We start from the raw sequence: 22,015 nt of genomic DNA, 5'->3' as shown, positions 1-22,015 counted from the left end.
ATTAGCCTAAAACTGAATGGTCACTACAAGGCCGGGATGATTATCCGAAAGAGTAATTTGCGCATTGTGCCGCGAGAGAATCGCTTTGACCATAGATAATCCTAAACCCGTGCCCTGCAAATGGCGGCTTGGGTCGAGGCGAACTAAACGTTCAAATACTCTTTCTTTGCTGTCATCGGGGATCCCAGGGCCGTTATCGCAAATCTTAATTTGGGCGCCGGATTGAATAATATCGATGCGAGCGCCTTGGCCTGAGTACTTCATCGCATTGTCGACCAAGTTATATAAGGCTTGGAACAACAAATACTTGTCACCATGAATCTTATGATCCGATAACAGCGACAGACTCAAGGTTTGCTCATTCGACTCGGCGACCGCGTCGGCCATGTCCAACAAATCGGTACATAGCTGCGCCAAACTCAGCTCCTGCAAGTCTAAGGTTTGCTGCCCTTCCTCAATGCGTGTCAGCGAGAGCATGGCATCGAAGGTTGCAAGGCAGTGGTCGAGTTCTTCGGTCAAAATCGCGCAACCTTCACTGATTTCATCGGGGGATTTGGCCGCCAACTCCTCAAGACCAATGCGAATATGAGATAAGGGCGTACGCAAATCGTGGGCAATATTATCTGTCACCCCGCGCACCGCCATCAGGTTATTCTCAAGAATATCCAGCACGTTATTAAACTGCAGCGCCAACATATCGAACTCGTCCTGACGCCAACTGAGCGGCAGACGGGTGTCGTAATGCCCCCGCTCAATTTGCTCACTCAAGCGGTTGTACTGCACTAAGCGGCGCAAAATCGCCTTAGAAAACAAATAGCCCAGCGCCAAGGTTAACACTATGGTCAACATCACAGCCGTGGCCGCCGCACTGATAAACTTATCGATCAAGGTGGCTAAGTTATCGGTACGGGTCGCGATGAGCACAGGGCCATAGCGGGTCATCACTAACCCGCCGGTGAGGATATGCAGCTTATCAGGGCCGCCAGTTAAAATCGGGAAATCCCGTGTTTGTGGCAGCATGGGCATGCCTTCAGGCATAAAGCTTAAGGCACCAACCATGTCATAACTGTTGCGCCAAGCGATAAGCGCCGTCTGCGGATCGGCAGCACGAATTTGCGCCGCAAAACTGCGGCGATCAACTGTAAGCGCAAGCTGCTGATAGCGTTGGGTTTCCGACTCGAGATACTGAGTCACTTGGTACTGCTGTTCGATAATGAGCTGCCGATAAAGGGCAAACAGCAAAGCGCCTATGATCACCGTCACTAAGGTCGAGAAGATAATAGTAATGCGCCAGGCGCTGCTTTGGTAAGGCTTAATGCCTTTGGCGTAAGCGATAACCCGCTCCCCTTACGGTTTCAATCAATTCACCGTGGCCTAACTCTTCAAACTTGCGACGTAACTTGGCGATATGCACGTCGATCACATTGGTGCGGGGATCGAAGTGATAATCCCACACCGCTTCGAATAATAGCGTGCGGCTAATCACCTGATTGGCGTGTTCCATCAGATACTTAAGCAGTTGGAATTCTTTGGGTTGCAGCATTAAATCGTGCCCATCTAAGGTCACATTGCGGGTAAGCAGCTCCATTTTTAAGCCACCGACTACCAGATCTGTGGTAATTGGCACGGATTGGCCCCGTTGCATCAGTTTTTCGGCCCGCACCAGCAGCTCCGAAAAGGCAAAGGGCTTAGTCATGTAATCATCGCCGCCCGCACGCAGGCCTTTCACCCTTTCATCCACATGGGCCAACGCAGACAGGATAAGCACTGGGGTTTGGTTACCCGTGGCTCTGAGGGCGGCCAGCAGTTTCAAACCATCGAGTTGAGGCAACATGCGATCGAGAATCAAGAGGTCGTACTGACCACTGGTGGCTTGCAGCAGGCCTTGATGACCATCGCTGGCGGTCTCAATATTATGCCCCTGCTCAAGAAATCCTTTGACGATGTAGTCGATCGTTGTCGCATCATCTTCAACTAAAAGTATTTTCATCTTTATACTACGCTCCCCTGTCTTCACTTAGTGGCGATATCTGTATTCTAATCCCACTTAAGTAAAGGTAGTTGCCGTAAATTTTCAATATCGAATGCCAATTTATACTTACCAGTATCATCCAGCAACTTTAACTCTAAGTAGCTGATACCTAAGTCATGATCTAACTTCGCATCGGTCAAAAAGGCCTTATGGTCCTTAGTCGCCATCGCGATAATGCCGGAGAAGGTTTGATGCTTAGTGCTGATAAGGCGTGCGGCTTCCACTTCGCCAACATCGTCGGCAGTGACTTTACCCGCTTTTTGTTTCAATAACTTACCATCTCTCGCCCGGTATTCGAAACGGGTAATCGCATTCGCCAGTGGATTAATCAACTCAAACTGGTAGACCAACTCCCCTTCCTGCATTTCCATTTCAAACTCGGCAATCACGCCAGGAAAATCCTTCTCAATTTGCTGCATCACGCTTAACGGCGGCAGATATTCACCGCTCGAAAGCATCGAATACATGCTCTGGGCTGCAGTGGCAATCCCAGATACCAACATGAATCCTAGCAACCATAGTCTCATGGTTCCTCCATAAAAATCGGCTAAGTTTGTATCTTATGAGACAAACAGTTAGATGTCGATGGCGTACCAAAGCTACCATAATCTCTATCACTGTTTGTCTATGACGGCGCCTAGTTCATCACCCATGTGGATTGCTCAATCCGATTGATTCAGGCTCGGCCAACACTGACGAATGTATTCAGTTTACCTAATACCTACTGAAACACCGATGGAAACAAGATTAAGCTTTGATCATCTAGGGATTTAACGGCAACGCAGCTTCGCAAATCAAGCTGAGTTATTCGTTAATAGGTAATAGATTTCGCCAAATGCGGGAAAAAACTTAGCTACTCTAAAATATGAATTTGCTCTGATTTAAGCGCGACTGTGGTTTGCATCCCCTTGGTTAAGCCAAGCTTCTGCGCGAGATGAAGTGACACTTCCGTATTAAGTTGCAACTCAGTCCCGGTGGCATAACAGACCACCCGCACCGACTCGCCCATCACCAGCAAGGAGTCGATGGTGACATCTAACTTATTAAAACTGCGACATAAACGCCCATTGGTGATAGCGTTAAATCTGATACCTTGATTCGGGATCACCCAACGCACTTTACTGCCAACGCTACGGTCTTTGCCAAAATCACTGGCGATCAGCTGCTTACCAAATTTGAGCCAGGTGATGTCTTTAGTGCGGTCTTGGAACACCACTTCGCCATCGAAAATATTTCTTAAACCCATTTGCCGCGCAACGGCCTCATTACGTGGCCGCGATAGCACCTCAAACGGCGCGCCCTGCTGTAGCATCTGACCTTGGCTAATCAAGATCATCGAATCGGCCAGCAGCAGCGCTTCGTTTAAATCGTGGGTCACCATAATCACAGGGCAAAGCAGTTGCTCTTTTAGGCGAGCAAGCTCGAGGTATAAACGCTCGCGGGTTTCTCTATCCACCGCTGAAAACGGCTCATCGAGTAACAACACCGACGGCTCGCGGGCAAGGGCGCGAGCAAGCGCAACCCGTTGCCGCTGGCCTCCAGAGAGGTGCATCGGCAGTCTATCGGGTAAACCATGCAGATTGACCCGCTCTAGCCAATCTTTTGCCCTAGCAACTCGCTCCGATTTGGGAATATGGTCAAGCCCCGCGACCACGTTCTCGAGCGCGGTAAGATTAGGAAAAAGCCCAAAATGCTGTGGCATATAGCCGATATGGCGCTGCTGCGGTGTCAGTGCGGTGCGACTTTGATGGTCGAACCATGGCGTTTCACCAAACACAATGCTGCCCGCATCGGGATGATTCAGTCCTGCGATCATCCGCAGTAACGTTGTCTTACCGCCACCCGAAGGCCCGACGACGGCTAGCACCTCACCCGCCTTACAGCTAAATTCGGCGCTCAGTTTAATATGCTTATGGTTTTGGATCTGGCAATGCAGATCAGCGATGATTTGCGCCACCCTGACCTCCTAAACGCCGCGATAAACTGGTAGTAAGAGCCAATGCGGTAATCGCAAATAACAACAGCACCAATGACATAGTGCCAGCTGCGCCAAAATCGAAGGCCTGAACACTGTCGTAGATGGAAATCGAGATAGTCTTGGTCTCGCCGGCAATATTCCCGCCCATCATCAATACGACCCCAAATTCACCGAGTACATGGGAGAAACACAGCACTAAGGCGGTCAATACCCCTGGCCAGATCATAGGCAATTCTATTTTCAGCAGAATTTTAAGTTTGCTCATACCGCAACAGGCCGCAGCATCGCGCACATCGTGGGGAACCGCTTCAAAGGCGCGTTGTATCGGTTGCAACGCAAAGGGAATATTCACCAGCACGGACGCCAGCACTAACCCTGAGAAATGAAACACTAATTGCTGCCCAGTTAGACGCTCTAACCATTGCCCTAACCAGCTTTGGCTGCCAAGCCCCACCAGCAAGTAATAGCCAATCACAGTCGGCGGCAAGACTAAGGGCACCATGATTAAGGCCTCAACCCAAGACTTACCCACAAACTGACGATAGGCTAAGGCTCGCCCCGCCAGAATCGCCAGCGGGATCAATACCAACACCGTGATGCTGCTGAGCTTGACCGATAACCAGAGTGCCTGCCAATCCATGTCTGGCCTTACCGAGCGGGTAGGCCAAATCCGTATTGCAGGAATACGGCTCTGGCGGCATCAGATTGAAGATATTGATAAAAACGCTCTGCGGTTGCGCCCGCTTTTGGCATCAAGGCCATGCGTTGGTTGAGTGGACCATGCAATGCTTCGGGCAAGGCAATGGCCTGACCTAAGGCCTTAAACTGTGGCGCTAAGGCAAGGGATAAAGGAATAATACCGCCTTGGGTGGAACCGCTCACGGCAAATTGCGCCGCTTGGGAGGCATTTTCACCTAGGATTAACTTAGTTTGTAGACCGTCCCACAAGCCTAGTTTTTGCAACAGTTCACGGGCGCGTTCGCCATAGGGCGCATGCTCAGGATTAGCAATCGCAAAGCGCTCCAACTTGTCCGCAGCGAGCAAGCTTTTTACGCCATTCAACTCGGCATCTAGGGTTAAGGGGGACTTGTTTGGAGCCACTAAGGCTAGGCGACCGACCGCGTATAGCACCCCAGCATCTCGAGTAAAGCCCGCTTTTTGCAGCTCATGGATATAACGCTCATCGGCGCTGAGCAACAGCTCAAACGGCGCACCATGTTGAATTTGCGCCACAAAATTACCCGATGAGCCGTAGGAGACTCGCACCTTGAGCCCGGTTTCGGCGCTGAAGTTTTTAATAATATCATCGAGGGCAAACTTGATATTGGCGGCGGCCGCAATCGCAGGCATAGTTTCGGCGCGGCTAACGGCTGGCATCAAGGCAACACAGCACGACAATGCCAGAGCAAATACTAGACTCCAGATTTTGCCTAACCCTGTCACACCATGCATAAACTCACCTCTCTCGCCTACTGCTAGCTCAGTCTTACGTTAGTCTTTGTGTTGCCACAGTTGCGCCGCTTGCTCATCGGCGTCCTTGGCTTCGACCCAATTCTTACCCTTGTCCCCGGCTTCTAATTTCCAGAAAGGGGCTTTGGTTTTCAAGAAGTCGATTAAGAATTCGCAGGCCGCAAACGCCGCCTTACGATGGGCACTGGTGACGCCGATAAACACAATTTGCTCACCCAAAGCCATAGTACCGACACGGTGGATAACTGTTACTTTATTGAGCGGCCAACGCTCACGCGCTTCGGCCACGATTTGCTCGAGCACACGCTCCGTCATACCGGGATAGTGTTCTAAGGTCAGGTCCGTCACCACTGAGCCATCGTTAAAGTCGCGCACCTTGCCGACAAAGGTGACAACGGCGCCATCGCTGTTGTCCTGGGCTAATTGGTGGTACTCATCGGCCACATTGAAATCGACGGTTTGCACCCGCACATTTGGCAGTAAACGCATATCAACCTCCTGTCACAGGCGGGAAGAAGGCGACTTCATCACCATCGCTCACTCGGGTATCCCACTGGCTGATGGTTTGATTCACCGCCACCAGTAATTTATCCGAGGCTAACACTTTGGCCCATTTATCGTCGGTGGCCGCCAGTGTTGCGCGTAGTCCTTCTGCGGTTTGTGTCTGCTCGCTCGCTTCAACACTCAGTTGGGCAGTTCCTAAAAGCTCACGAACTTGGGCAAAAAACAACACGTTAATCATATTCTTATCTCGCTTTACGTTATTCAGCTTTAAAGTGTCCCGACTTGCCGCCGCGTTTTTCGAGCAGGCGCACCTGTGAAATCACCATGTCTTTCTGCACGGCTTTACACATGTCGTAAATCGTCAACGCTGCGACAGAGGCCGCTGTGAGCGCCTCCATTTCGACACCGGTTTTGCCGGACAATTTACACAGGCTAGTGATGCGCACGCGATTATGTTCAGGCTGAGCCTCGAGCTCGACTTCGACCTTGGTTAGCATTAACGGATGGCATAACGGAATTAAATCTGAAGTCTTTTTCGCCGCTTGGATCCCCGCGATACGCGCGGTGGCAAACACATCGCCCTTATGGTGGCTGCCGCTCATGATCATCTCGAGTGTCGTGCTCGCCATCTCAATAAAGGCTTCGGCACGGGCCTCGCGCTCGGTCACTGCTTTCTCGGTCACATCGACCATATGGGCATTGCCGTCGGCGTTAATATGGGTAAATACATTGCTCATTGAAGCGATCCTTTAAACTGATGCCAAATTCAAGCATAGGGAAGTTAAGTGCCATCGCGAAATCTAACCTAATGAAAGATAACGCGATAAGCAGACTAAGACCTGAGTTAGATTAACCGCCAATCGAGGCCAGATGTTGCGTCACGCCGGTAATGCCCTGATGCAGATAATGGGTTTCCTTCTTCTGCGCCAGTTGACCGTGTAACCGCTCGATTAATTCCGCTTGCTGACTCGGGTGTTGCAGTAGATCACGCAAATCAATGCCGGATTCGGTAAACAGGCACAAATGTAACTTACCTTTAGCCGAGACCCGCAAGCGATTACAGCTGGCGCAGAAGTTAGTGGCGTAAGGCATGATCAAGCCGATACGGCCCTTAAAGTCACTGTGGCTGAAGTTTTGCGCAGGGCCATCGTCGGCGCGAGGCGTATCTAATTGCCAGCCCTCAGCTTGCAGCTGCGCTTTTATATCGGCGCCCGCCAAATGGTGAGCTTGGAAATACTCGCGGCCAAGGCCTGTTTCCATCAGCTCGATAAAACGCAGATCGATGGGCGTGTGCTTTATCCAATTCAAAAAGCGCGGTAAATCTTTATCGTTCATACCCTTGAGCAATACCGCATTGACCTTCACGCGCTCAAAACCCGCGGATAAGGCAGCATCGATACCACGCATCACCTCGTCGAACTTATTCTCGCCGGTGATCTGGTAAAACATCTTGGGATCTAAGCTGTCTACCGACACGTTGATACGGCGTAGCCCTGCGTCGAACCACTCTTTGGCATGCTTCTCGAGCCTATAACCATTTGTGGTAGTGGCTACGGTATGAATACGAGGATTGTCGGCGACCACTCGAATGATATCGGTAAAATCTTTACGCAGCGTGGGTTCACCGCCAGTGATACGGATTTTTTGAGTGCCAACTTGGCTAAATGCGGACACAAGGTTTTCTATCTCACTAAGAGATAAAAACTGTTGTTTGCCATTCGGATGATAACCATCTGGGAGGCAATAACTGCATTTGAAGTTACAAACGTCAGTGACTGACATCCGTAAGTAATGAAATTTACGACCAAAATTGTCTTGCAATTGAGACATGATCACCTTTCCAAGTGTGGGAGGCGAGAGCATTTCTTTACTCACCCCAGTGGCCTTATTGCCACGGCTACACCTCCATATCTGTCGACTTAGGTAGGCAAGCTCGGAGAACCGTCAGCCGTGATTATAAGCCGAAAGTATTGCCTAGCTATACCCCTAAAAAGGTATTTCTTGATCCGCTTCAAGTGAGCGTGAACAATCTGTGACAGTGCTCACCCAAAGTTTTGTCATTCTTTAGGCTAAACAGACCGCTTAGCCCCTGTGCCCTAGGGTGATTTTGAGGTAAGGTGGACACTAGTAATAAAACGCCCGTTTACAAACAAACTACAACACCCGATAAAAATTGGGGATATGCGAAGGAAAAGGTGAACTGATGGAACGCGAATCAATGGAATTCGATGTTGTTATCGTCGGCGCGGGCCCTGCGGGCTTGGCGACTGCGTGTCGATTAATGCAGATATCACAGGATTCAGGTAAAGAAATTACCGTGTGCGTGGTAGAAAAAGGCTCCGAAGTGGGCGCGCACATCCTATCTGGCGCCGTATTCGAACCACGAGTGTTAGATGAGCTATTCAGCGACTGGCGCGATTCAGGCGCTCCCGTCACCACAGCTGTGACCCACGATGAAATCTATCTACTCAACTCCGCCACCGACAGCAAGTTGATGCCCAATGCGTTTGTGCCTAAGACCATGCACAACGAAGGCAACTATATTGTTAGCGTAGGTAACCTCTGCCGTTGGCTCGCGACCCGTGCCGAAGCGCTCGGCGTAGAAATCTTCCCTGGTTTTGCTGCCAGCGAATTACTCTTCAATGAAGATAATAGCGTGAAGGGTATCCTGATTGGCGATATGGGCGTCGGTGCCGACGGCCAGCCGAAAGACAGCTTTATGCCCGGCATGGAACTGCACGCTAAATATACTGTGTTCTCAGAGGGTTGCCGTGGTCACTTAGGCAAACAGCTGATCGCGAAATACCACTTAGATAATGGCAAGACACCCCAGCATTACGGCCTAGGCTTTAAAGAAATCTGGAAAGTCCCCGCCGAACAACACGAGCAAGGGAAAGTGGTGCACACAGGTGGTTGGCCACTAACCGATGGCGCGTCGGGCGGCGGCTTCCTCTACCATATGGAAGACAACCAAATTGCCGTGGGTCTGATTATCGACCTCAACTACAAGAATCCCCATTTAAGCCCGTTCGATGAGTTCCAACGTTATAAGACTCACCCAGTTATCGCCAAATACTTAACTGGCGGCGAGCGTTTGACCTATGGTGCTCGCGCGATCACTAAGGGCGGCCTGAACTCACTGCCGAAGATGAGCTTTCCCGGCGGTCTGCTGATTGGCTGCGATGCAGGCACCTTAAACTTTGCCAAGATCAAAGGCACACACACGGCGATGAAGAGCGGTATTGTCGCGGCTGAAACCTTAGCTAAAGCGATGCTGGCCGAGGTTGAAGGCGGTAAGGATCTCGATTGCTACCAAACCCATCTGGAAGAAAGCTGGTTACACGAAGAGTTGTATAAGTCGCGCAACTTTGGCCCTGCGATGCACAAGTTTGGCACTTTCCTCGGCGGTGCATTTAACTACGTAGATCAAAACTGGTTCGGCGGTAAGTTCCCCATCACTCTGCGTGATGAGCACCCAGACTATGCACAAATGGCCCCAGTCAGCGCCTACAGCAAGATTGATTATCCCAAGCCCGATGGCAAACTCAGCTTCGATAAGCTCTCTTCAGTCTACCTGTCGAGCACTTATCATGAGGAAGACCAGCCTTGCCATCTGCGCTTAAAAGATAACAGCATCCCGCTCGGGATAAACCTGACGCAATTTAACGAGCCAGCCCAGCGTTACTGCCCTGCTGGCGTGTACGAAATCGTTGAAGAAGCAGGCCAGCCTAAGTTTGTGATCAATGCGCAAAACTGCATCCACTGCAAAACCTGCGACATTAAAGACCCTAGCCAAAACATTACTTGGGTGACACCTGAGGGCGGCGGTGGTCCAAACTACCCGAATATGTAACTTAAACGGAATAAGGCGCTCATTGAGCGCCTTATTTTTGCTTGCCTTCACGCCACACTTTGGTCACAATTGCGCCATAAAAATCACATGCTTCAAATCAGCAACTCATTTCCATCTATACTCTACATAACAAGATCTACCGCAAGAGCAACAGGTTAGGCCCAATAAATGTCTTGTACGCTGTTTTATTCGGCATTCGACCTAAACAAAGGTTAACTTTTAACATTTCTGTCCGATACTTGTTATTGGCTAGAAAACATCGACCGATATTTCTAAACGTCTAACAGAGGCATATTGATATTTATGATATTGAATAACCTTACTATTAAGCAGAAAATTCTGCTGACAGTGACATTTGCTGTGCTGCTGTCGACCATACTCGTGGGCGTCCTCAGCCAACGTAGTGCAAAAAGCGTGGTACAGCAGCGTATGCTCGGATCGGAAATGCCCAGCCTAATGATGCAGATCCGCAACAAGATTGAGCTAGATATTTCGAGCTTAATGAATGCCGCCGAACAACTTGCCAGCAGTCGAATGTTACTGCAATGGCTTGAAAACGGTCGTCCGCAGGAGCAAGAACCGCAAGTCGTTGCTCAACTGAAGGACATCACCCGCCAATATCATTTGGCCCAAGCCTCCTACGCCGATAGACAAACCGCCGCCTACTACACTCAGGATGGTTTCCTACGTGTACTCACCCCTGCGCAGGATGGTTGGTTTTTTGGTTATCGTGACAGCGGCCAAGAGCGGATGCTAAACGTGTTTACCGAAGCCAATGGCGAGGTAAAACTCTTTATCAATTATCAGCAACCTAATGGTCGAGGACTCGTTGGCCTCGCCAAATCCCTCGATGATATGGTGCGCCTACTGGGCTCCTTTAAGATTGAAGAAACCGGCTTTGTTTACTTAGTCGATGCTAAAGGTGAGGTAAAACTACACCCCGACGCCAGCCAAATTGGCAAGAGCAGCCTCAAGAGCTTGTACTCGGGCACCAACATCAGCTCATTGCTCAATCGTAGCGACTTCAACCTGATCGATACCCAAATCCAAGGTGAAAACACCTTCGTAGCCAGCAGTTATATTCCCTCCATGGATTGGTATTTAGTGGCACAAGTGCCCGAAGCCGAAGTGTTCGCCCTACTGACGGATGCCGCCTACCAGATCTTAATTTGGACCTTAATCATTGCCGCGGGCTTTATTATGCTGGCAATTGTGGTAGCCGGTTCGGTGAGCCGACCTATCGCCCAAGTGGCGGCCATGTTCCGTGATATCGGCGAAGGTGAAGGCGATTTACGTCAGCGCCTCCCCGTTAAAGGCGAAGATGAAATTGCCCAACTGGCACAAGGGTTTAACAGCTTTATCAGCAAAATCCAAGACTCAGTGATTGAAGTTGCGCAGACCAGCGAACAACTCGGCTTCTCGGCGAAGGATGTGTCGAATCAGGCACAGCAAACCCTTGAAGACAGCCATGAGCAAAAAGATCGCACTATGATGGTAGTGACCGCCATCAATGAGATGGGCGCCACGGTGAATGAAATCGCCAGCAATGCCGCTCAAGCAGCTGTTGCGGCCAAGGATGCCGATACCGAATCTAATAGCGGCCAAGTGGTGGTGACCCGTGCCCGGGATACCATCAATCAGCTCTCCCAAGATGTGGAGCAAGTTGGCGAAGTCATTGAATCCCTCGCGACTCATACCAAGTCTATCGGCAGTATTCTTGATGTGATCCGTGCGATTTCGGAACAAACCAACCTGTTAGCCCTCAACGCTGCGATTGAAGCCGCGCGAGCTGGTGAAGCAGGACGTGGCTTTGCCGTGGTTGCCGATGAAGTCCGTAATCTGGCATCGCGCACCGCGGCATCGACCAACGAAGTCCAAGGCATGATCGACAAGTTGCAATCCGAGGCCAGCCGAGCGGTAAATGCCATGGCCCAGAGCCGTGCGCGCTCCCATGAAGGTGTGGCCGCCGTCGATGAGGCCAGCCAATCTCTAATGGGTATTAGTGACCGTATTGGCCTGATCAGCGATATGAACATTCAAGTGGCAGCGGCAACGGAAGAGCAATCGACCGTGGTGGAAGATATCAACCGCAACGTGACCGAAATTAACGAGATCACCCAGCGAACCGCCAGCACGGCACAGGCCGCGGCACAGGCGAGCTTAGCGCTAAATCAACTCGCTCACCGCTTAGATACCTTAGTAGCGAAATTTAAGGTGTAATGAAAACAAACAAAAACGCCTTAGCGGATTCTCCCTAAGGCGTTTTTTATTGAATCGCTTTAAAAGCAATTAGTTATCGGAAAGAAACTTAATCGTCAGCGGATAACGATACACTTGCCCTTCGCTCGCCTTAATAATCCCAAGAATGGTGCAAACTAAGTCAAGAATGCCGAGGATGATCAAGAAAATAAACCCAATGCCAACCAAGGCTAACACTCCGCTGATAATCACGTAGATCAATAGGCTTAATTTAAAGTTCAAGCAACTACGGCCGCATTGGTCGACAAAGGCCGACTCTTCACGCTTCATCAACCACATTATCAGCGGTCCAAGAATCGAGCCAAACGGCACTAAATAACCAATTAAACTAGAGGCATACACAAGTAAGCCAAAATCTCTTTCACTCTTAGTCACTGACTCTATCATTACACTTTCCCTGTATTATCGTTTGAAAAATAAAGTTTATTTGCCTTTTGGGCCATACAAGCGCATTTGCCAATCTTCGACTTGCTGTGTTGCTAATCGCCGCTGCAGGCTATTCACCCAGCTTTGTGCCAATCCTTCACAGGAGGCGAGTCTATCATAGGCTTTGGCATCGTATTCGGGTGAAAAGTACAGCGCCATGGCCTCGGCAACACTGATATTGGTTTTTCGCTCTACTAATTCAATATTATCGCTTAATTGAATGATACCGGGAGTTAACACCCGATAAAACCAACCGCATAGCTGACTCTGCTGCATGGCAAGGGCAAAGTCTCTATGGCCAAATTGCAGATTTAATTTAAAGCAAGGTGAGCGCGGCTGAGTCACCTGCACTGTTACGGCACCGATTTGCAGGATATCGCCGATATAAACCTCGGTTTCATTCAAACCAACCGTGCTGATGTTTTCACCCATGCTCGGCGCATCTTCGAGTTGGGTAATTAAATCCCAACGACGGTACTGACCATAATGCTCGCGGGGAAAATGATGTAGTACTCGGTCTAGACCGCCATGGTGCTTAGGGTCAGCCTGCGCATCGCCTTCTACATGATCAACATTCACCACTAACTGCTGCGCAGATTTTTTACCATCAATACCAGTAGAAACGCCGCTAATTTCTTGCAGACTCGCCCCTAAATACAAACCCGATAATCTGTTTACCAATAAAGTCGACATTGGTTACTCCCATCATTGTCGCCACACGGGGCCAAAACGCTAAGTATTACATGCTCTAAACAAATAGAGCGTGCGCTAAAATCTGGGTATCACTGATTTAACACGACTTGATTACGGCCAGCTTCTTTCGCTTGATATAGGGCTAAATCGGCTCGTTTTATCAAATCTTCTGCGGGTTCAGGTTTCTGATATTCGGCGACACCAATACTGACTGTGATGGCAATATGGACACCATTTACTTTCAATTCTCGCTGCGAAATAGAATCCCTAAAGCGTTCTGCCAGTTCGGCTGAATGGCTTAAATCCATTTCAGGCAGTAACACAAGAAACTCCTCTCCACCCCAACGACAAAGTATATCCTGCTCTTTTAATTGACTACGTAGTAGATTCGTAACGGTTTTTAGCACTAAATCGCCAACACTATGGCCATAACTGTCATTCACTTTTTTAAAGTGGTCTATATCAACAAGTAGAATCGAAATGGGGGTTTGCGACAGTTTGGCTTTCTCTAATGTTTGATGAAAATACTCTTCAAATACTTGTCGGTTAGCTGCGCCAGTCAGTTTGTCGGTTGAGGCCATTACCTCGAGTTTACGTTGGTAGCGACCTAAGGTCATGTTGGAAATAAATAAAATTCCGATAGTGACAACAAGACTCAGGACTAAGTTACCCCAGAAGGTGTTGAGTAGTTCTTGCTCCTGCGGTGCATCTTCTTGTTCAACAATAAGATACCATTTAAATTCAGGCACTAAGCGGCTATTTAAATAAACCGTTTTACCATTGCGTTGATAGCTAAATGCTGCACTTGGACTGGTCAGAATCCGTGTAGAAAGCTGCTCTAGGCCGACACTGCTTTGTAAGGAGTTTGCTCCATCGTATTCATCCCCATGGAGAGTGACATTTCCCTGTCTATCGGTGAAGAAAACCCGTCTGTTATAACGCTTCTGGTACAGTTCAATCAGCGACTTAACCTTTTCGACCGCAAGACCAACACCCGTAACGCCGATAAACTTACCTTCAAAATCAAAAACTTTGTAGTTAACAAACACTGTAGTCTTAGTGCGATCCGCAGTATCTGCATCGATATTGATTTCAAAATGTTCTGATTCAGGCAAAGAACGTACGCGGAAATACCAAGCATCATTTGGCTCGATATCCTGAATTTTCTTTAGCACTCCTGATGAGTGGTAATAATTACGACTCTGTTCAGAGACAAAAAAGCTGGTGACCGTATCGTATTTATCTTGGATCTCTTTGAGATAGCGGACTAACTTTTCGGGCTCTTGTTCGTGATTTAGGGTCCAATCGCGCACAAAGGTATCCTGAGCCATCAAGGAAGAAATAAAGATAGGACGTAAGAGATCCTGTTGAATTTCTGAATAAATATTATCGCTGGTTAAAGGTAGAGTATTACTCTCAATTTGTTGGCTCAGAGAGTCATGGGCCACTTTATAGCTAATTCCACTGGTCACTAAGAATGCCACTAACAACAAAATCGACAGCAACCAAATAAACTTCTTTTTATCATTCCAAACGTGATTGCCCATTTCCAACTCCAACAGCATTAGGCTTATTATTTTGTATCAAGTAAATGAGTTGCCTAAATGTTAACGCAATACATCAACGACCGCACAATATTTCCGCTATATGAATGTTCTTCGACGAAATAACATTATTCAAGGTAAAAAAATGCCCCGTTGGGGAAACGGGGCAAACATGCGAACCAACAAAATGGGAGAAAAGCGCAAGAAAACGTTAAAGGACAAGAGCTATTCGTCACTGTGTACAATCTATCAAGTCCAGATGACAGAAAGATGACTCCCTTTTATATCCCTGCTATTTATCTCCCGACTTATGCCTCTAAATACTGTTTTAATGCATCCCCAGGAATAGAACTGTCGGTTGCCACAGCAAATGCCGCCCAAATCGCACCTTCAGCCATGGCTTGGGTAATGGTTTTACCTGCGCATAACCCATGGATAAGTCCAGCGGCATAGGCATCTCCAGCCCCAGTGGTATCAACAACCTCGGCAGGCACTGCGGGTACATGCTGCACACCATCTCGGGTATACACCTTTGCGCCACGCACACCATCGGTCACCACAAAATATCGCAGTGATTCACCGCCAATACTCACGCCATAATCCCAAGAAGCGACATCACAGCGGCCTTGCATATCACTCACTGAAGCCAGCAATACGTGGCAAGGGCGCGGTCTGTCATCCTTCGCCAATTGCGCGATCACAAGGCAGTGATCCAGTGCGGTTTTCGCCCAACTCACAGTGCCCTCAGCCGAGGTATTAAAATACAGTGCATCCCAATGCTGCCATTTAGGTGGTACTGATAACTCAAAAATCGGACGTTGAGGTCGAATGATGGTGCGCTCACCATCAGGTGTCATTACCAGCAACATTTCACAGGTATTTCCTGCGCGGCGTTGTACTAAGCGACAATCGAGCCCTTGGGTACTTGCCTCTGCGATAACCCAGTCGCCCATCTCATCTCTACCAACTTGGCTCACGAGGGCAACCCTATGGCCCGCCCACACCAATCCAAGCCCAGTATTGGCGCCACCGCCACCGAGCCTTTGTCCGCCATCTTGATAATGAAAACGACCACCCGTTTTAAGCGGCTTATCAAGAAGCAACACTCGGTCACAGTTAAGATTGGCCACCAGCAAAATATTTGCCATGACAAGACTCCATAAAGAAAAAATAGACCGCACTAAGTCGGGGCGAGCACTCGGTAAAAAGAGCCCTCAATCTAGACCAAAACACAGGGTGGCACAATCTCAGCGACCAATACGCCGTACCAGCACATGACAGCTTAAACAGGCTTTTGCCGTAAGACTTTGACCATAATCAAATTCAGTAAAGGAACACTAAGAAGCGCAAACAAATCAAGAATAACCACATGAAAAATAATAAAAATATTTATTAAAGTATTTATTTCAGAGGTTAAATCATAAAAATGACATTAGATTTGAATCTTATCTTAAATTAGAAGAAGGTTAAGCTTTGTGCTTAAGGCGGAAAAACTTAAGAGAACTGCATGCTAATGGAATGGCTACATAGGGACATTGATGGTGAAGAACAACTCCGCCGCTATCGCGAATGCTTGGAGGAATTTAACGAGTTGGAATTTCATGATGCTTATGTCGCAAAGATTCAACACGAATATCAGTTACTACAAGTGTTGTTTGAGGAGCAGATGGTTCAGCATGATGAGCCTAACTGCTCCGAAAAATAGGACTGACGTTAATCCGCCTTAAAAGGCGAAAGTGATGCAAACTTCACCTCAAGCTGCCAATCTTGGATCACCATTTCCGATGGTTGCCAACTATCATCAACCCATTCGTAAAGAAGCCCAGGATCCTCCTCCGCATTGACTAACAAACGACGACCATCTTTTAAAACAATTGTGTAATCAAGCCCCTGCGCATCCACACTCTCAATATCCCCCAAGACTTTGTGATGAATGCTTGAAATAGCGCCTGTTGCCTTTACTGCCGCGGCTTCTTTTGCTCCGCTGTAAAATCTCAATGCCTCATTGGTAGCGGGTTTATGAAATACAAACTCTTCAGTCACGCCCACAACGATCGACGGATCAAGCTCATACCAAGCGGGTATCCATAATGCGTTCATTGCCATCCCGTTATATCCTGCATAATAATTTTACGGACGAGAACATTCTGCCTTAACCTTGGCAGATAAAATACTGGTCAGGTATAAATAATTTTATCCTTTTGCTGACAAACACACTCCAGCGGTAGCTCACTTAGCTGTAATAAAAATCTCCCCTTTAAGGTCATATGTTGTACTCCAGTCAGTGATTGGAGCTAGTCTTACTTTCTGTTAGTTTGAAAATACAGCTCAATAACTGCCACATTTTGTTGATAAAGTGATCCAATAAATCCGTACCACGTATTGAGCCTGACAACCCATAGCCAGCACTATGGCACCAGCTTGCCCAATGGAGAAATCGATATGCCAGTTTTGCAAACACTCAAACTTACGGGTGGAAATGAGGCACTAAAACGTGAAGAAATAAAGCAATACTTCAACCAAACATGGGCACTTTACGAATCCTTATTCGAGCTGATAAAGCATGACGAGGCTTATTATGTCAAAGCCGAACCACTGCGCCATCCGCTGATTTTTTACTTTGGCCATACCGCCACTTTCTATATCAATAAACTCAAGCTGGGTAAATATCTTGATGAACGAGTGAATGATCACTTTGAATCGATGTTTGCCATAGGTGTAGACGAAATGTCCTGGGATGACCTCGACGAGACCCACTATCAATGGCCCAGTGTCGCAGAGGTAAAAACGTATAGAGATCAAGTCAAGGAGGTTGTGAATCAACTGATTGCACGAATGCCAATCACACTGCCGATAAGCCAAGACAGCCCCGCTTGGGTCATCTTGATGGGTATTGAGCACGAGCGCATTCACCTAGAGACCTCTTCTGTCATTATTCGCCAGCTACCATTAGAGGATGTGTGCGCCAATGCTCACTGGCCGGAATGTCAGGATGTTGGCAACGCCGAGCCCAATCAACTACTTGCCGTAGCGGGTAAAAAAATCACCTTAGGTAAAAAAGAGCAAGATAACACCTATGGCTGGGATAACGAATACGGCAACAAAAGCTTTAACGTCGCTGATTTTAAAGCCTCAAAGTATCTAGTAAGTAATCATGAATACCTAGCCTTTGTCGAAGCGGGCGGCTATCAAACACAAGACTATTGGAATGAAGAAGGTCAAGCTTGGCTGGCTTATACTCAAGCCCAAATGCCCCGCTTTTGGCGCCGCTACAATCACAAATGGTGGCAACGTAACCTCACCAGCGAAATCCCTTTGCCGCTCAATTGGCCTGTCGAGGTGAATCAACTCGAAGCTAAGGCTTTTTGTAATTGGAAAGCGCGTCAAAACCAGAGCAATATCCGCCTACTCACCGAAGCCGAATGGTATATCTTGCGGGAAAATGTACCGAACGATGCACCCGATTGGCATGAAGTCCCAGGCAATATATCGCTGGCCTACTACGCCTCCTCATGTCCAGTAAACCGCTTTAAACATAATGATTTTTATGACATTGTTGGCAACGTCTGGCAATGGACCGAAACCGCTATCGACGGTTTTAATGGGTTTGCAGTACATCCACTCTACGATGATTTTTCAACGCCCACCTTCGATGGCAAACACAATCTAATTAAGGGTGGATCGTGGATCTCAACGGGCAATGAGGCCATTGCAGCTTCACGCTATGCTTTCAGGCGCCACTTCTATCAACATGCCGGATTCCGTTACGTTGAATCGTTGCAAAATCCAGAGCAAATGGCCGAGGTTAATGTGTACGAAACCGATGAACTGATTTCTCAATATTTAGAATTCCACTATGGCGCAGAATACTTTGGCGTACCTAATTTTTGTGTCAATGGTGTACAACAGGCGCTCGATGAGATCCAACTAGAACACGCCAAGAAAGCCTTAGACATTGGTTGCTCTGTCGGGCGCGCTAGTTTTGAATTAGCCAAAGTGTTCGACCATGTGGATGGCATCGACTTTTCGGCGCGCTTTATTCAGCAGGCTTACGCCCTGACCGAACAAGGCGAAAAACGCTACACCATTCGTACTGAGGGAGACTTACAGGAATTCAAAAGTGCCAGCCTTGCTAAATTGGGTTACCTTGGCGAAGCTAAAAAAGTCAATTTTATCCAAGGGGATGCCTGCAATCTCAAACCAATCTACACCGGTTACGATTTGGTTTACGCCTCAAATCTGATCGACAGGTTAAACGACCCACAACATTTCCTCACCAATATTGGGCAACGCATCAATCAAGGGGGATATCTGGTTATCGCCTCACCTTATACTTGGCTTGAAGACTACACGCCAAAGGATAAATGGCTTGGGGGGATTAAAGTCAAAGGAGAAAATTTCACTACTTTGGATGGGTTAACCGAAACCTTGATAGGCCAATTTGAGCTGGTCGCAGTGAAAGAAATTCCCTTCGTGATCCGTGAAACCAAACGCAAATTCCAGCATTCAATTTCAGAAATGACCATTTGGCGTAAAAGATAGCCCCATCAAAACGCTAAAGAAAAAATCCGCCAGAGAGTCCCTGCTGGCGGATGTATAACAGACAACTCAGTAACAATTGCAGTCCCCAATGGCTAGAATACTGCAACTGCTTGGTATTGCTTACCTATACCTTAAACTGAGCCGTTGTTAAACCAAGTTGATTGGCTAGCCCTAGCAAGCTACGCGTGCTAGCGGCGACTTGACTTATTGCAGCACTGTTTTCCTCTGCAGCGGCACTCAAACCGGCAATGCCTTGAGCAATAGTTGCCGACACAGTGGTTTGTTCCTCTGCGGCCGTTGCCGTTTGGATCATTAAGGCTTTTAGCGTTTCCAACCGCTGGGCGATATCATCCACCGCAGCTTGCATGCCCTCGGCATCCTCTGCAGTTTTAGAGGCCTCAGATGAACACGTCACACTATGCTGTGCCAGCACGCCGGATTGCTGTTGAATACCCTGTAACACCTTACCAATATCCTGCGTTGCCTCTTGTACCTTAACAGCGAGTTGCCGAACTTCATCAGCGACCACCGCAAATCCTCGGCCATGATCACCCGCTCTAGCCGCCTCAATGGCAGCATTAAGTGCTAATAGATTAGTCTGCTCAGCAATCGCATTAATCACATCCAAAACACTACCTATCTTTTGACTATCTGCCTCAAGATTACCGACCTGCTGATGAATGGCGGCAAAACTGGCTAACGTCACCTTCAAACTTTGGCGTGTACTTGCAAGGTTTTGTGAAAGAATACTGCTCGACTGAGTACAAGACGCCACCTCATCGGAAGATTTCATCGTATTGATACTGATTTCGGCGGCGGCATAACTCATCTCTTCAACGGCCGTGGCCAGCATGTCTGTTTCTTTGGCCTGTAATTGAATACTACTATCAGCCTGACACATTGCCGCAGAGTTTTGTTCTGCAGCGGATTCCAACTCATGACCCATACCCACCAATTGGCTAATGATTTCCTTTAATTTGGTCTGCATTCTCGCAAGCCAACTCATCAAATGATTATCGGCATGGGCGTGCGACAAGCTATGAGTTAAGTCCCCTGAGGCGATAAGACTGGTTAAATGACACATGTCTTCGGGTTCGCCCCCTAAAGGTTTGAGTACAAAGCTGGTCACGAGTTTTGCCGCGGCTATCGCGAGTACCACAGATAAAGCACAAACCATCAAACCTATATACATCATATGGTAAGCAGGCGCGGCTATTTCACTCACATCAATCTCAGCCATTAATCCCCATCTGAGTCCCATCTCAACGACGGGCGAATAGGCAGAAAGAACTAGATTATGATTATAATCATAAACCTGCATAACACCTTGCTCGCCAGCTAACGCCGCTTTTACCGCGACAGTATCAACACCATTTTGACTAATTGTGCCCGCAAAAGAAGCTGCAACGGTTCGATTAATAGGATCTAAAAATGAATCCGAACGCATACGATTATCGGGACCAATAAGATAAGTTTCACCCGTTTGCCCCATGCCTTCACGGATCTGCATCACCCTATTAATCCGTTCTATCGACACTTGTGCTGCTACGACAATATGCCGCCCATTGACTTGTATCCCTTGTCCAATAAAGGCTGCAGCTTGTCCATTAGAAGGTGCATAGGCTGAAAAATCCTGCAAAAAAACGGTACTTGATGTGGCGAGCGCCTTATCAAAAAGCTGTGCGAGCCCTGAAGTACGATAAGGTCCGGTGCGTAGATTGGTTCCATAGTCAGGCTCTTTTGCCACAGTATAAAAAACCGTACCATCGTCGGAAATAATAAACAGATCATAGAAACCAAGCAGTTTATTAAGGGATTTTAGGGTTGGATCTAAATCACTCAGGGCATCTAAATTTGGTTGGCTAGAAATCACCGCACTGACAGACTGCAAGTTATCGGAAAAATCTTGAAACATGCTATTGATCTGTCGCTGTTTGATCTCTCGAACGGCAAGCAAACGCGATTGTGCCTCTGCAAATAATTCATTCTTGGCAAGATAGGTCACTATCGCGGTCGATAGGATCAAAGGTAAGAGAACAATTAACAGACTAATCAGTTGAATTTTACGCGTAAAACCCATGGAAGACACTCCTTGTCGCACTCAAGATTCCATTGCTACTGCTATTTAATGGATGATACTTAAAACTATAGGTGAAGATTGAGTCATCAACAAAGTGAGGACATTTTTTTATTCAGTACGCCCCCCTAATTGAGTGAGGCATAAAATGATCTAAAAACATTTATGCATGTTTTTAAGTACCCTATAAAACGGCAAAATATGATAGAAAACAGCTTCGTTACTATAGCGATGAAAAACTTGAGATTGACGATTGCATAAAAATCACATTAAATTGAATACAAATTCAATTCACACACTACGGGAGCGTAAAATGGAGTTAATTGAGCAAGTCTCGGTCGCTAAAAAAGCCAATATTTACTTTGAGGGTAAAGTTGCCAGCCGCAGCGTATTCTTTAGCGATGGCAGTAAGAAGACTTTAGGCGTGGTTCTCCCCGGAGAATACGAGTTTTCGACCTCTCAGGGTGAAATCATGCAAGTCACCAGTGGCAGTTTTGAGGTATTACTGCCAAATAGCACAGCCTGGCAAACCTTTAGCGAAGGAAGCCAATTCGAACTCGCAGCCAATGTCAGCTTTAAAATCCGTAACAGTGTAATAGCCGAGTATTGCTGCAGCTACCTGTAAAACGTTTAGACA

General features: G+C 47.8%; 21 protein-coding genes and 1 riboswitch. Of the genes, 5 read left to right on the top strand and 16 right to left on the bottom strand.

Features of this window, described 5'->3' with window-relative positions; genetic code table 11:
* Nucleotides 1–6: 6 nt before the first annotated feature.
* The 10 genes from SHD_RS04125 to moaA all read right to left on the bottom strand — a co-directional run bounded on the left by SHD_RS04125 (nt 7) and on the right by moaA (nt 7,814).
* Nucleotides 7–1,263, bottom strand: a complete 1,257-nt coding sequence (locus SHD_RS04125; RefSeq protein WP_023265978.1) for a sensor histidine kinase — start codon at nt 1,261–1,263, stop codon at nt 7–9.
* 49 nt (nt 1,264–1,312) lie between these two features.
* Complete coding sequence (locus SHD_RS04120; RefSeq protein ID WP_011621087.1) at nt 1,313–1,990, bottom strand: response regulator transcription factor; 678 nt, start codon at nt 1,988–1,990, stop codon at nt 1,313–1,315.
* Nucleotides 1,991–2,037: 47 nt separating this feature from the next.
* Nucleotides 2,038–2,559, bottom strand: a complete 522-nt coding sequence (locus SHD_RS04115; protein WP_011715517.1) for a hypothetical protein — start codon at nt 2,557–2,559, stop codon at nt 2,038–2,040.
* Nucleotides 2,560–2,885: 326 nt separating this feature from the next.
* On the bottom strand, nt 2,886–3,989 hold the full coding sequence (locus SHD_RS04110) for an ABC transporter ATP-binding protein (RefSeq protein ID WP_023265976.1): 1,104 nt from the start codon (nt 3,987–3,989) through the stop codon (nt 2,886–2,888).
* Nucleotides 3,970–4,650 carry a molybdate ABC transporter permease subunit gene (gene modB / locus SHD_RS04105; RefSeq protein WP_023265975.1) on the bottom strand — a complete coding sequence of 227 codons (681 nt, stop codon included), beginning with the start codon at nt 4,648–4,650 and terminating at the stop codon, nt 3,970–3,972. The genes SHD_RS04110 and modB overlap by 20 nt, the downstream gene beginning before the upstream one ends.
* Before the next feature lie 8 nt (nt 4,651–4,658).
* Nucleotides 4,659–5,462, bottom strand: coding sequence for a molybdate ABC transporter substrate-binding protein (modA, locus tag SHD_RS04100; RefSeq protein WP_023265974.1), 804 nt, complete (start codon nt 5,460–5,462; stop codon nt 4,659–4,661).
* 39 nt (nt 5,463–5,501) lie between these two features.
* On the bottom strand, nt 5,502–5,969 hold the full coding sequence (moaE, locus tag SHD_RS04095; RefSeq protein ID WP_023265973.1) for a molybdopterin synthase catalytic subunit MoaE: 468 nt from the start codon (nt 5,967–5,969) through the stop codon (nt 5,502–5,504).
* Nucleotide 5,970: 1 nt separating this feature from the next.
* Nucleotides 5,971–6,222 carry a molybdopterin synthase sulfur carrier subunit gene (moaD, locus tag SHD_RS04090; protein WP_011621081.1) on the bottom strand — a complete coding sequence of 84 codons (252 nt, stop codon included), beginning with the start codon at nt 6,220–6,222 and terminating at the stop codon, nt 5,971–5,973.
* Nucleotides 6,223–6,241: 19 nt separating this feature from the next.
* Nucleotides 6,242–6,721, bottom strand: a complete 480-nt coding sequence (gene moaC / locus SHD_RS04085) for a cyclic pyranopterin monophosphate synthase MoaC (protein ID WP_011074083.1) — start codon at nt 6,719–6,721, stop codon at nt 6,242–6,244.
* 112 nt (nt 6,722–6,833) lie between these two features.
* Nucleotides 6,834–7,814: a GTP 3',8-cyclase MoaA gene (moaA, locus tag SHD_RS04080; protein WP_039977489.1), complete on the bottom strand. Its 981-nt coding sequence runs from the start codon at nt 7,812–7,814 to the stop codon at nt 6,834–6,836.
* Nucleotides 7,802–7,935: riboswitch (molybdenum cofactor riboswitch) on the bottom strand. (Overlaps the previous gene by 13 nt.)
* 252 nt (nt 7,936–8,187) lie before the next feature.
* Here moaA and SHD_RS04075 point away from each other — a divergent pair.
* Together SHD_RS04075 and SHD_RS04070 are read left to right on the top strand one after the other, a co-directional pair.
* Complete coding sequence (locus tag SHD_RS04075) at nt 8,188–9,837, top strand: electron transfer flavoprotein-ubiquinone oxidoreductase (RefSeq protein WP_023265971.1); 1,650 nt, start codon at nt 8,188–8,190, stop codon at nt 9,835–9,837.
* Between the two features lie 303 nt (nt 9,838–10,140).
* Nucleotides 10,141–12,057: a methyl-accepting chemotaxis protein gene (locus tag SHD_RS04070; protein ID WP_023265970.1), complete on the top strand. Its 1,917-nt coding sequence runs from the start codon at nt 10,141–10,143 to the stop codon at nt 12,055–12,057.
* Between the two features lie 69 nt (nt 12,058–12,126).
* Here SHD_RS04070 and SHD_RS04065 read toward each other — a convergent pair whose 3' ends face one another.
* The 4 genes from SHD_RS04065 to SHD_RS04050 all read right to left on the bottom strand — a co-directional run bounded on the left by SHD_RS04065 (nt 12,127) and on the right by SHD_RS04050 (nt 15,907).
* Entirely contained in the window at nt 12,127–12,483 is a 357-nt protein-coding gene (locus SHD_RS04065) for a DUF4870 domain-containing protein (protein WP_023265969.1), read from the bottom strand.
* 36 nt (nt 12,484–12,519) lie between these two features.
* Nucleotides 12,520–13,215: an MOSC domain-containing protein gene (locus SHD_RS04060; RefSeq protein WP_023265968.1), complete on the bottom strand. Its 696-nt coding sequence runs from the start codon at nt 13,213–13,215 to the stop codon at nt 12,520–12,522.
* Nucleotides 13,216–13,304: 89 nt separating this feature from the next.
* Nucleotides 13,305–14,762, bottom strand: coding sequence for a sensor domain-containing diguanylate cyclase (locus tag SHD_RS04055; protein WP_039977487.1), 1,458 nt, complete (start codon nt 14,760–14,762; stop codon nt 13,305–13,307).
* A 305-nt stretch (nt 14,763–15,067) separates the two neighbouring features.
* Entirely contained in the window at nt 15,068–15,907 is an 840-nt protein-coding gene (locus SHD_RS04050) for a PfkB family carbohydrate kinase (protein WP_023265966.1), read from the bottom strand.
* Nucleotides 15,908–16,272: 365 nt separating this feature from the next.
* Here SHD_RS04050 and SHD_RS04045 point away from each other — a divergent pair, with 365 nt between their 5' ends.
* Nucleotides 16,273–16,464 (top strand): hypothetical protein, encoded by a 192-nt coding sequence (locus tag SHD_RS04045; RefSeq protein WP_023265965.1) that lies wholly within the window; start codon nt 16,273–16,275, stop codon nt 16,462–16,464.
* Between the two features lie 8 nt (nt 16,465–16,472).
* Here the strand turns inward: SHD_RS04045 and SHD_RS04040 are convergent, their stop codons facing one another.
* Complete coding sequence (locus SHD_RS04040; RefSeq protein ID WP_023265964.1) at nt 16,473–16,865, bottom strand: hypothetical protein; 393 nt, start codon at nt 16,863–16,865, stop codon at nt 16,473–16,475.
* A 336-nt stretch (nt 16,866–17,201) separates the two neighbouring features.
* Between SHD_RS04040 and ovoA the strand changes: the two genes are divergently transcribed.
* Nucleotides 17,202–19,301, top strand: a complete 2,100-nt coding sequence (gene ovoA / locus SHD_RS04035; RefSeq protein ID WP_039977483.1) for a 5-histidylcysteine sulfoxide synthase — start codon at nt 17,202–17,204, stop codon at nt 19,299–19,301.
* Nucleotides 19,302–19,425: 124 nt separating this feature from the next.
* Here ovoA and SHD_RS04030 read toward each other — a convergent pair whose 3' ends face one another.
* The gene (locus SHD_RS04030; RefSeq protein ID WP_023265962.1) at nt 19,426–21,381 is read right to left on the bottom strand and encodes a methyl-accepting chemotaxis protein; all 1,956 of its coding nucleotides are present in this window, start codon (nt 21,379–21,381) and stop codon (nt 19,426–19,428) included.
* Between the two features lie 310 nt (nt 21,382–21,691).
* Between SHD_RS04030 and ppnP the strand changes: the two genes are divergently transcribed.
* A complete protein-coding gene (gene ppnP / locus SHD_RS04025; protein WP_023265961.1) occupies nt 21,692–22,003 on the top strand; it encodes a pyrimidine/purine nucleoside phosphorylase in 312 nt (103 codons plus the stop codon).
* The last annotated feature ends 12 nt before the right edge of the window (nt 22,004–22,015 follow it).

This window comes from Shewanella decolorationis S12 (assembly GCF_000485795.1).
GTDB lineage: Bacteria > Pseudomonadota > Gammaproteobacteria > Enterobacterales > Shewanellaceae > Shewanella > Shewanella decolorationis.
Note: the sequence above shows the minus strand (reverse complement) of the source record. Positions and strands in the feature narration are given on the sequence as shown.

What these genes read in the sequence shown, in the direction of transcription:
- SHD_RS04120 (WP_011621087.1), bottom strand. Translation starts at nt 1,990, where the DNA reads ATGAAAATACTTTTAGTTGAAGATGATGCGACAACGATCGACTACATC.
- SHD_RS04115 (WP_011715517.1), bottom strand. Translation starts at nt 2,559, where the DNA reads ATGAGACTATGGTTGCTAGGATTCATGTTGGTATCTGGGATTGCCACT.
- modB (WP_023265975.1), bottom strand. Translation starts at nt 4,650, where the DNA reads ATGGATTGGCAGGCACTCTGGTTATCGGTCAAGCTCAGCAGCATCACG.
- modA (WP_023265974.1), bottom strand. Translation starts at nt 5,462, where the DNA reads ATGCATGGTGTGACAGGGTTAGGCAAAATCTGGAGTCTAGTATTTGCT.
- moaE (WP_023265973.1), bottom strand. Translation starts at nt 5,969, where the DNA reads ATGCGTTTACTGCCAAATGTGCGGGTGCAAACCGTCGATTTCAATGTG.
- moaD (WP_011621081.1), bottom strand. Translation starts at nt 6,222, where the DNA reads ATGATTAACGTGTTGTTTTTTGCCCAAGTTCGTGAGCTTTTAGGAACT.
- moaC (WP_011074083.1), bottom strand. Translation starts at nt 6,721, where the DNA reads ATGAGCAATGTATTTACCCATATTAACGCCGACGGCAATGCCCATATG.
- moaA (WP_039977489.1), bottom strand. Translation starts at nt 7,814, where the DNA reads ATGTCTCAATTGCAAGACAATTTTGGTCGTAAATTTCATTACTTACGG.
- SHD_RS04075 (WP_023265971.1), top strand. Translation starts at nt 8,188, where the DNA reads ATGGAACGCGAATCAATGGAATTCGATGTTGTTATCGTCGGCGCGGGC.
- SHD_RS04070 (WP_023265970.1), top strand. Translation starts at nt 10,141, where the DNA reads ATGATATTGAATAACCTTACTATTAAGCAGAAAATTCTGCTGACAGTG.
- SHD_RS04065 (WP_023265969.1), bottom strand. Translation starts at nt 12,483, where the DNA reads ATGATAGAGTCAGTGACTAAGAGTGAAAGAGATTTTGGCTTACTTGTG.
- SHD_RS04060 (WP_023265968.1), bottom strand. Translation starts at nt 13,215, where the DNA reads ATGTCGACTTTATTGGTAAACAGATTATCGGGTTTGTATTTAGGGGCG.
- SHD_RS04055 (WP_039977487.1), bottom strand. Translation starts at nt 14,762, where the DNA reads ATGGGCAATCACGTTTGGAATGATAAAAAGAAGTTTATTTGGTTGCTG.
- SHD_RS04050 (WP_023265966.1), bottom strand. Translation starts at nt 15,907, where the DNA reads ATGGCAAATATTTTGCTGGTGGCCAATCTTAACTGTGACCGAGTGTTG.
- SHD_RS04045 (WP_023265965.1), top strand. Translation starts at nt 16,273, where the DNA reads ATGGAATGGCTACATAGGGACATTGATGGTGAAGAACAACTCCGCCGC.
- SHD_RS04040 (WP_023265964.1), bottom strand. Translation starts at nt 16,865, where the DNA reads ATGGCAATGAACGCATTATGGATACCCGCTTGGTATGAGCTTGATCCG.
- ovoA (WP_039977483.1), top strand. Translation starts at nt 17,202, where the DNA reads ATGCCAGTTTTGCAAACACTCAAACTTACGGGTGGAAATGAGGCACTA.
- SHD_RS04030 (WP_023265962.1), bottom strand. Translation starts at nt 21,381, where the DNA reads ATGGGTTTTACGCGTAAAATTCAACTGATTAGTCTGTTAATTGTTCTC.
- ppnP (WP_023265961.1), top strand. Translation starts at nt 21,692, where the DNA reads ATGGAGTTAATTGAGCAAGTCTCGGTCGCTAAAAAAGCCAATATTTAC.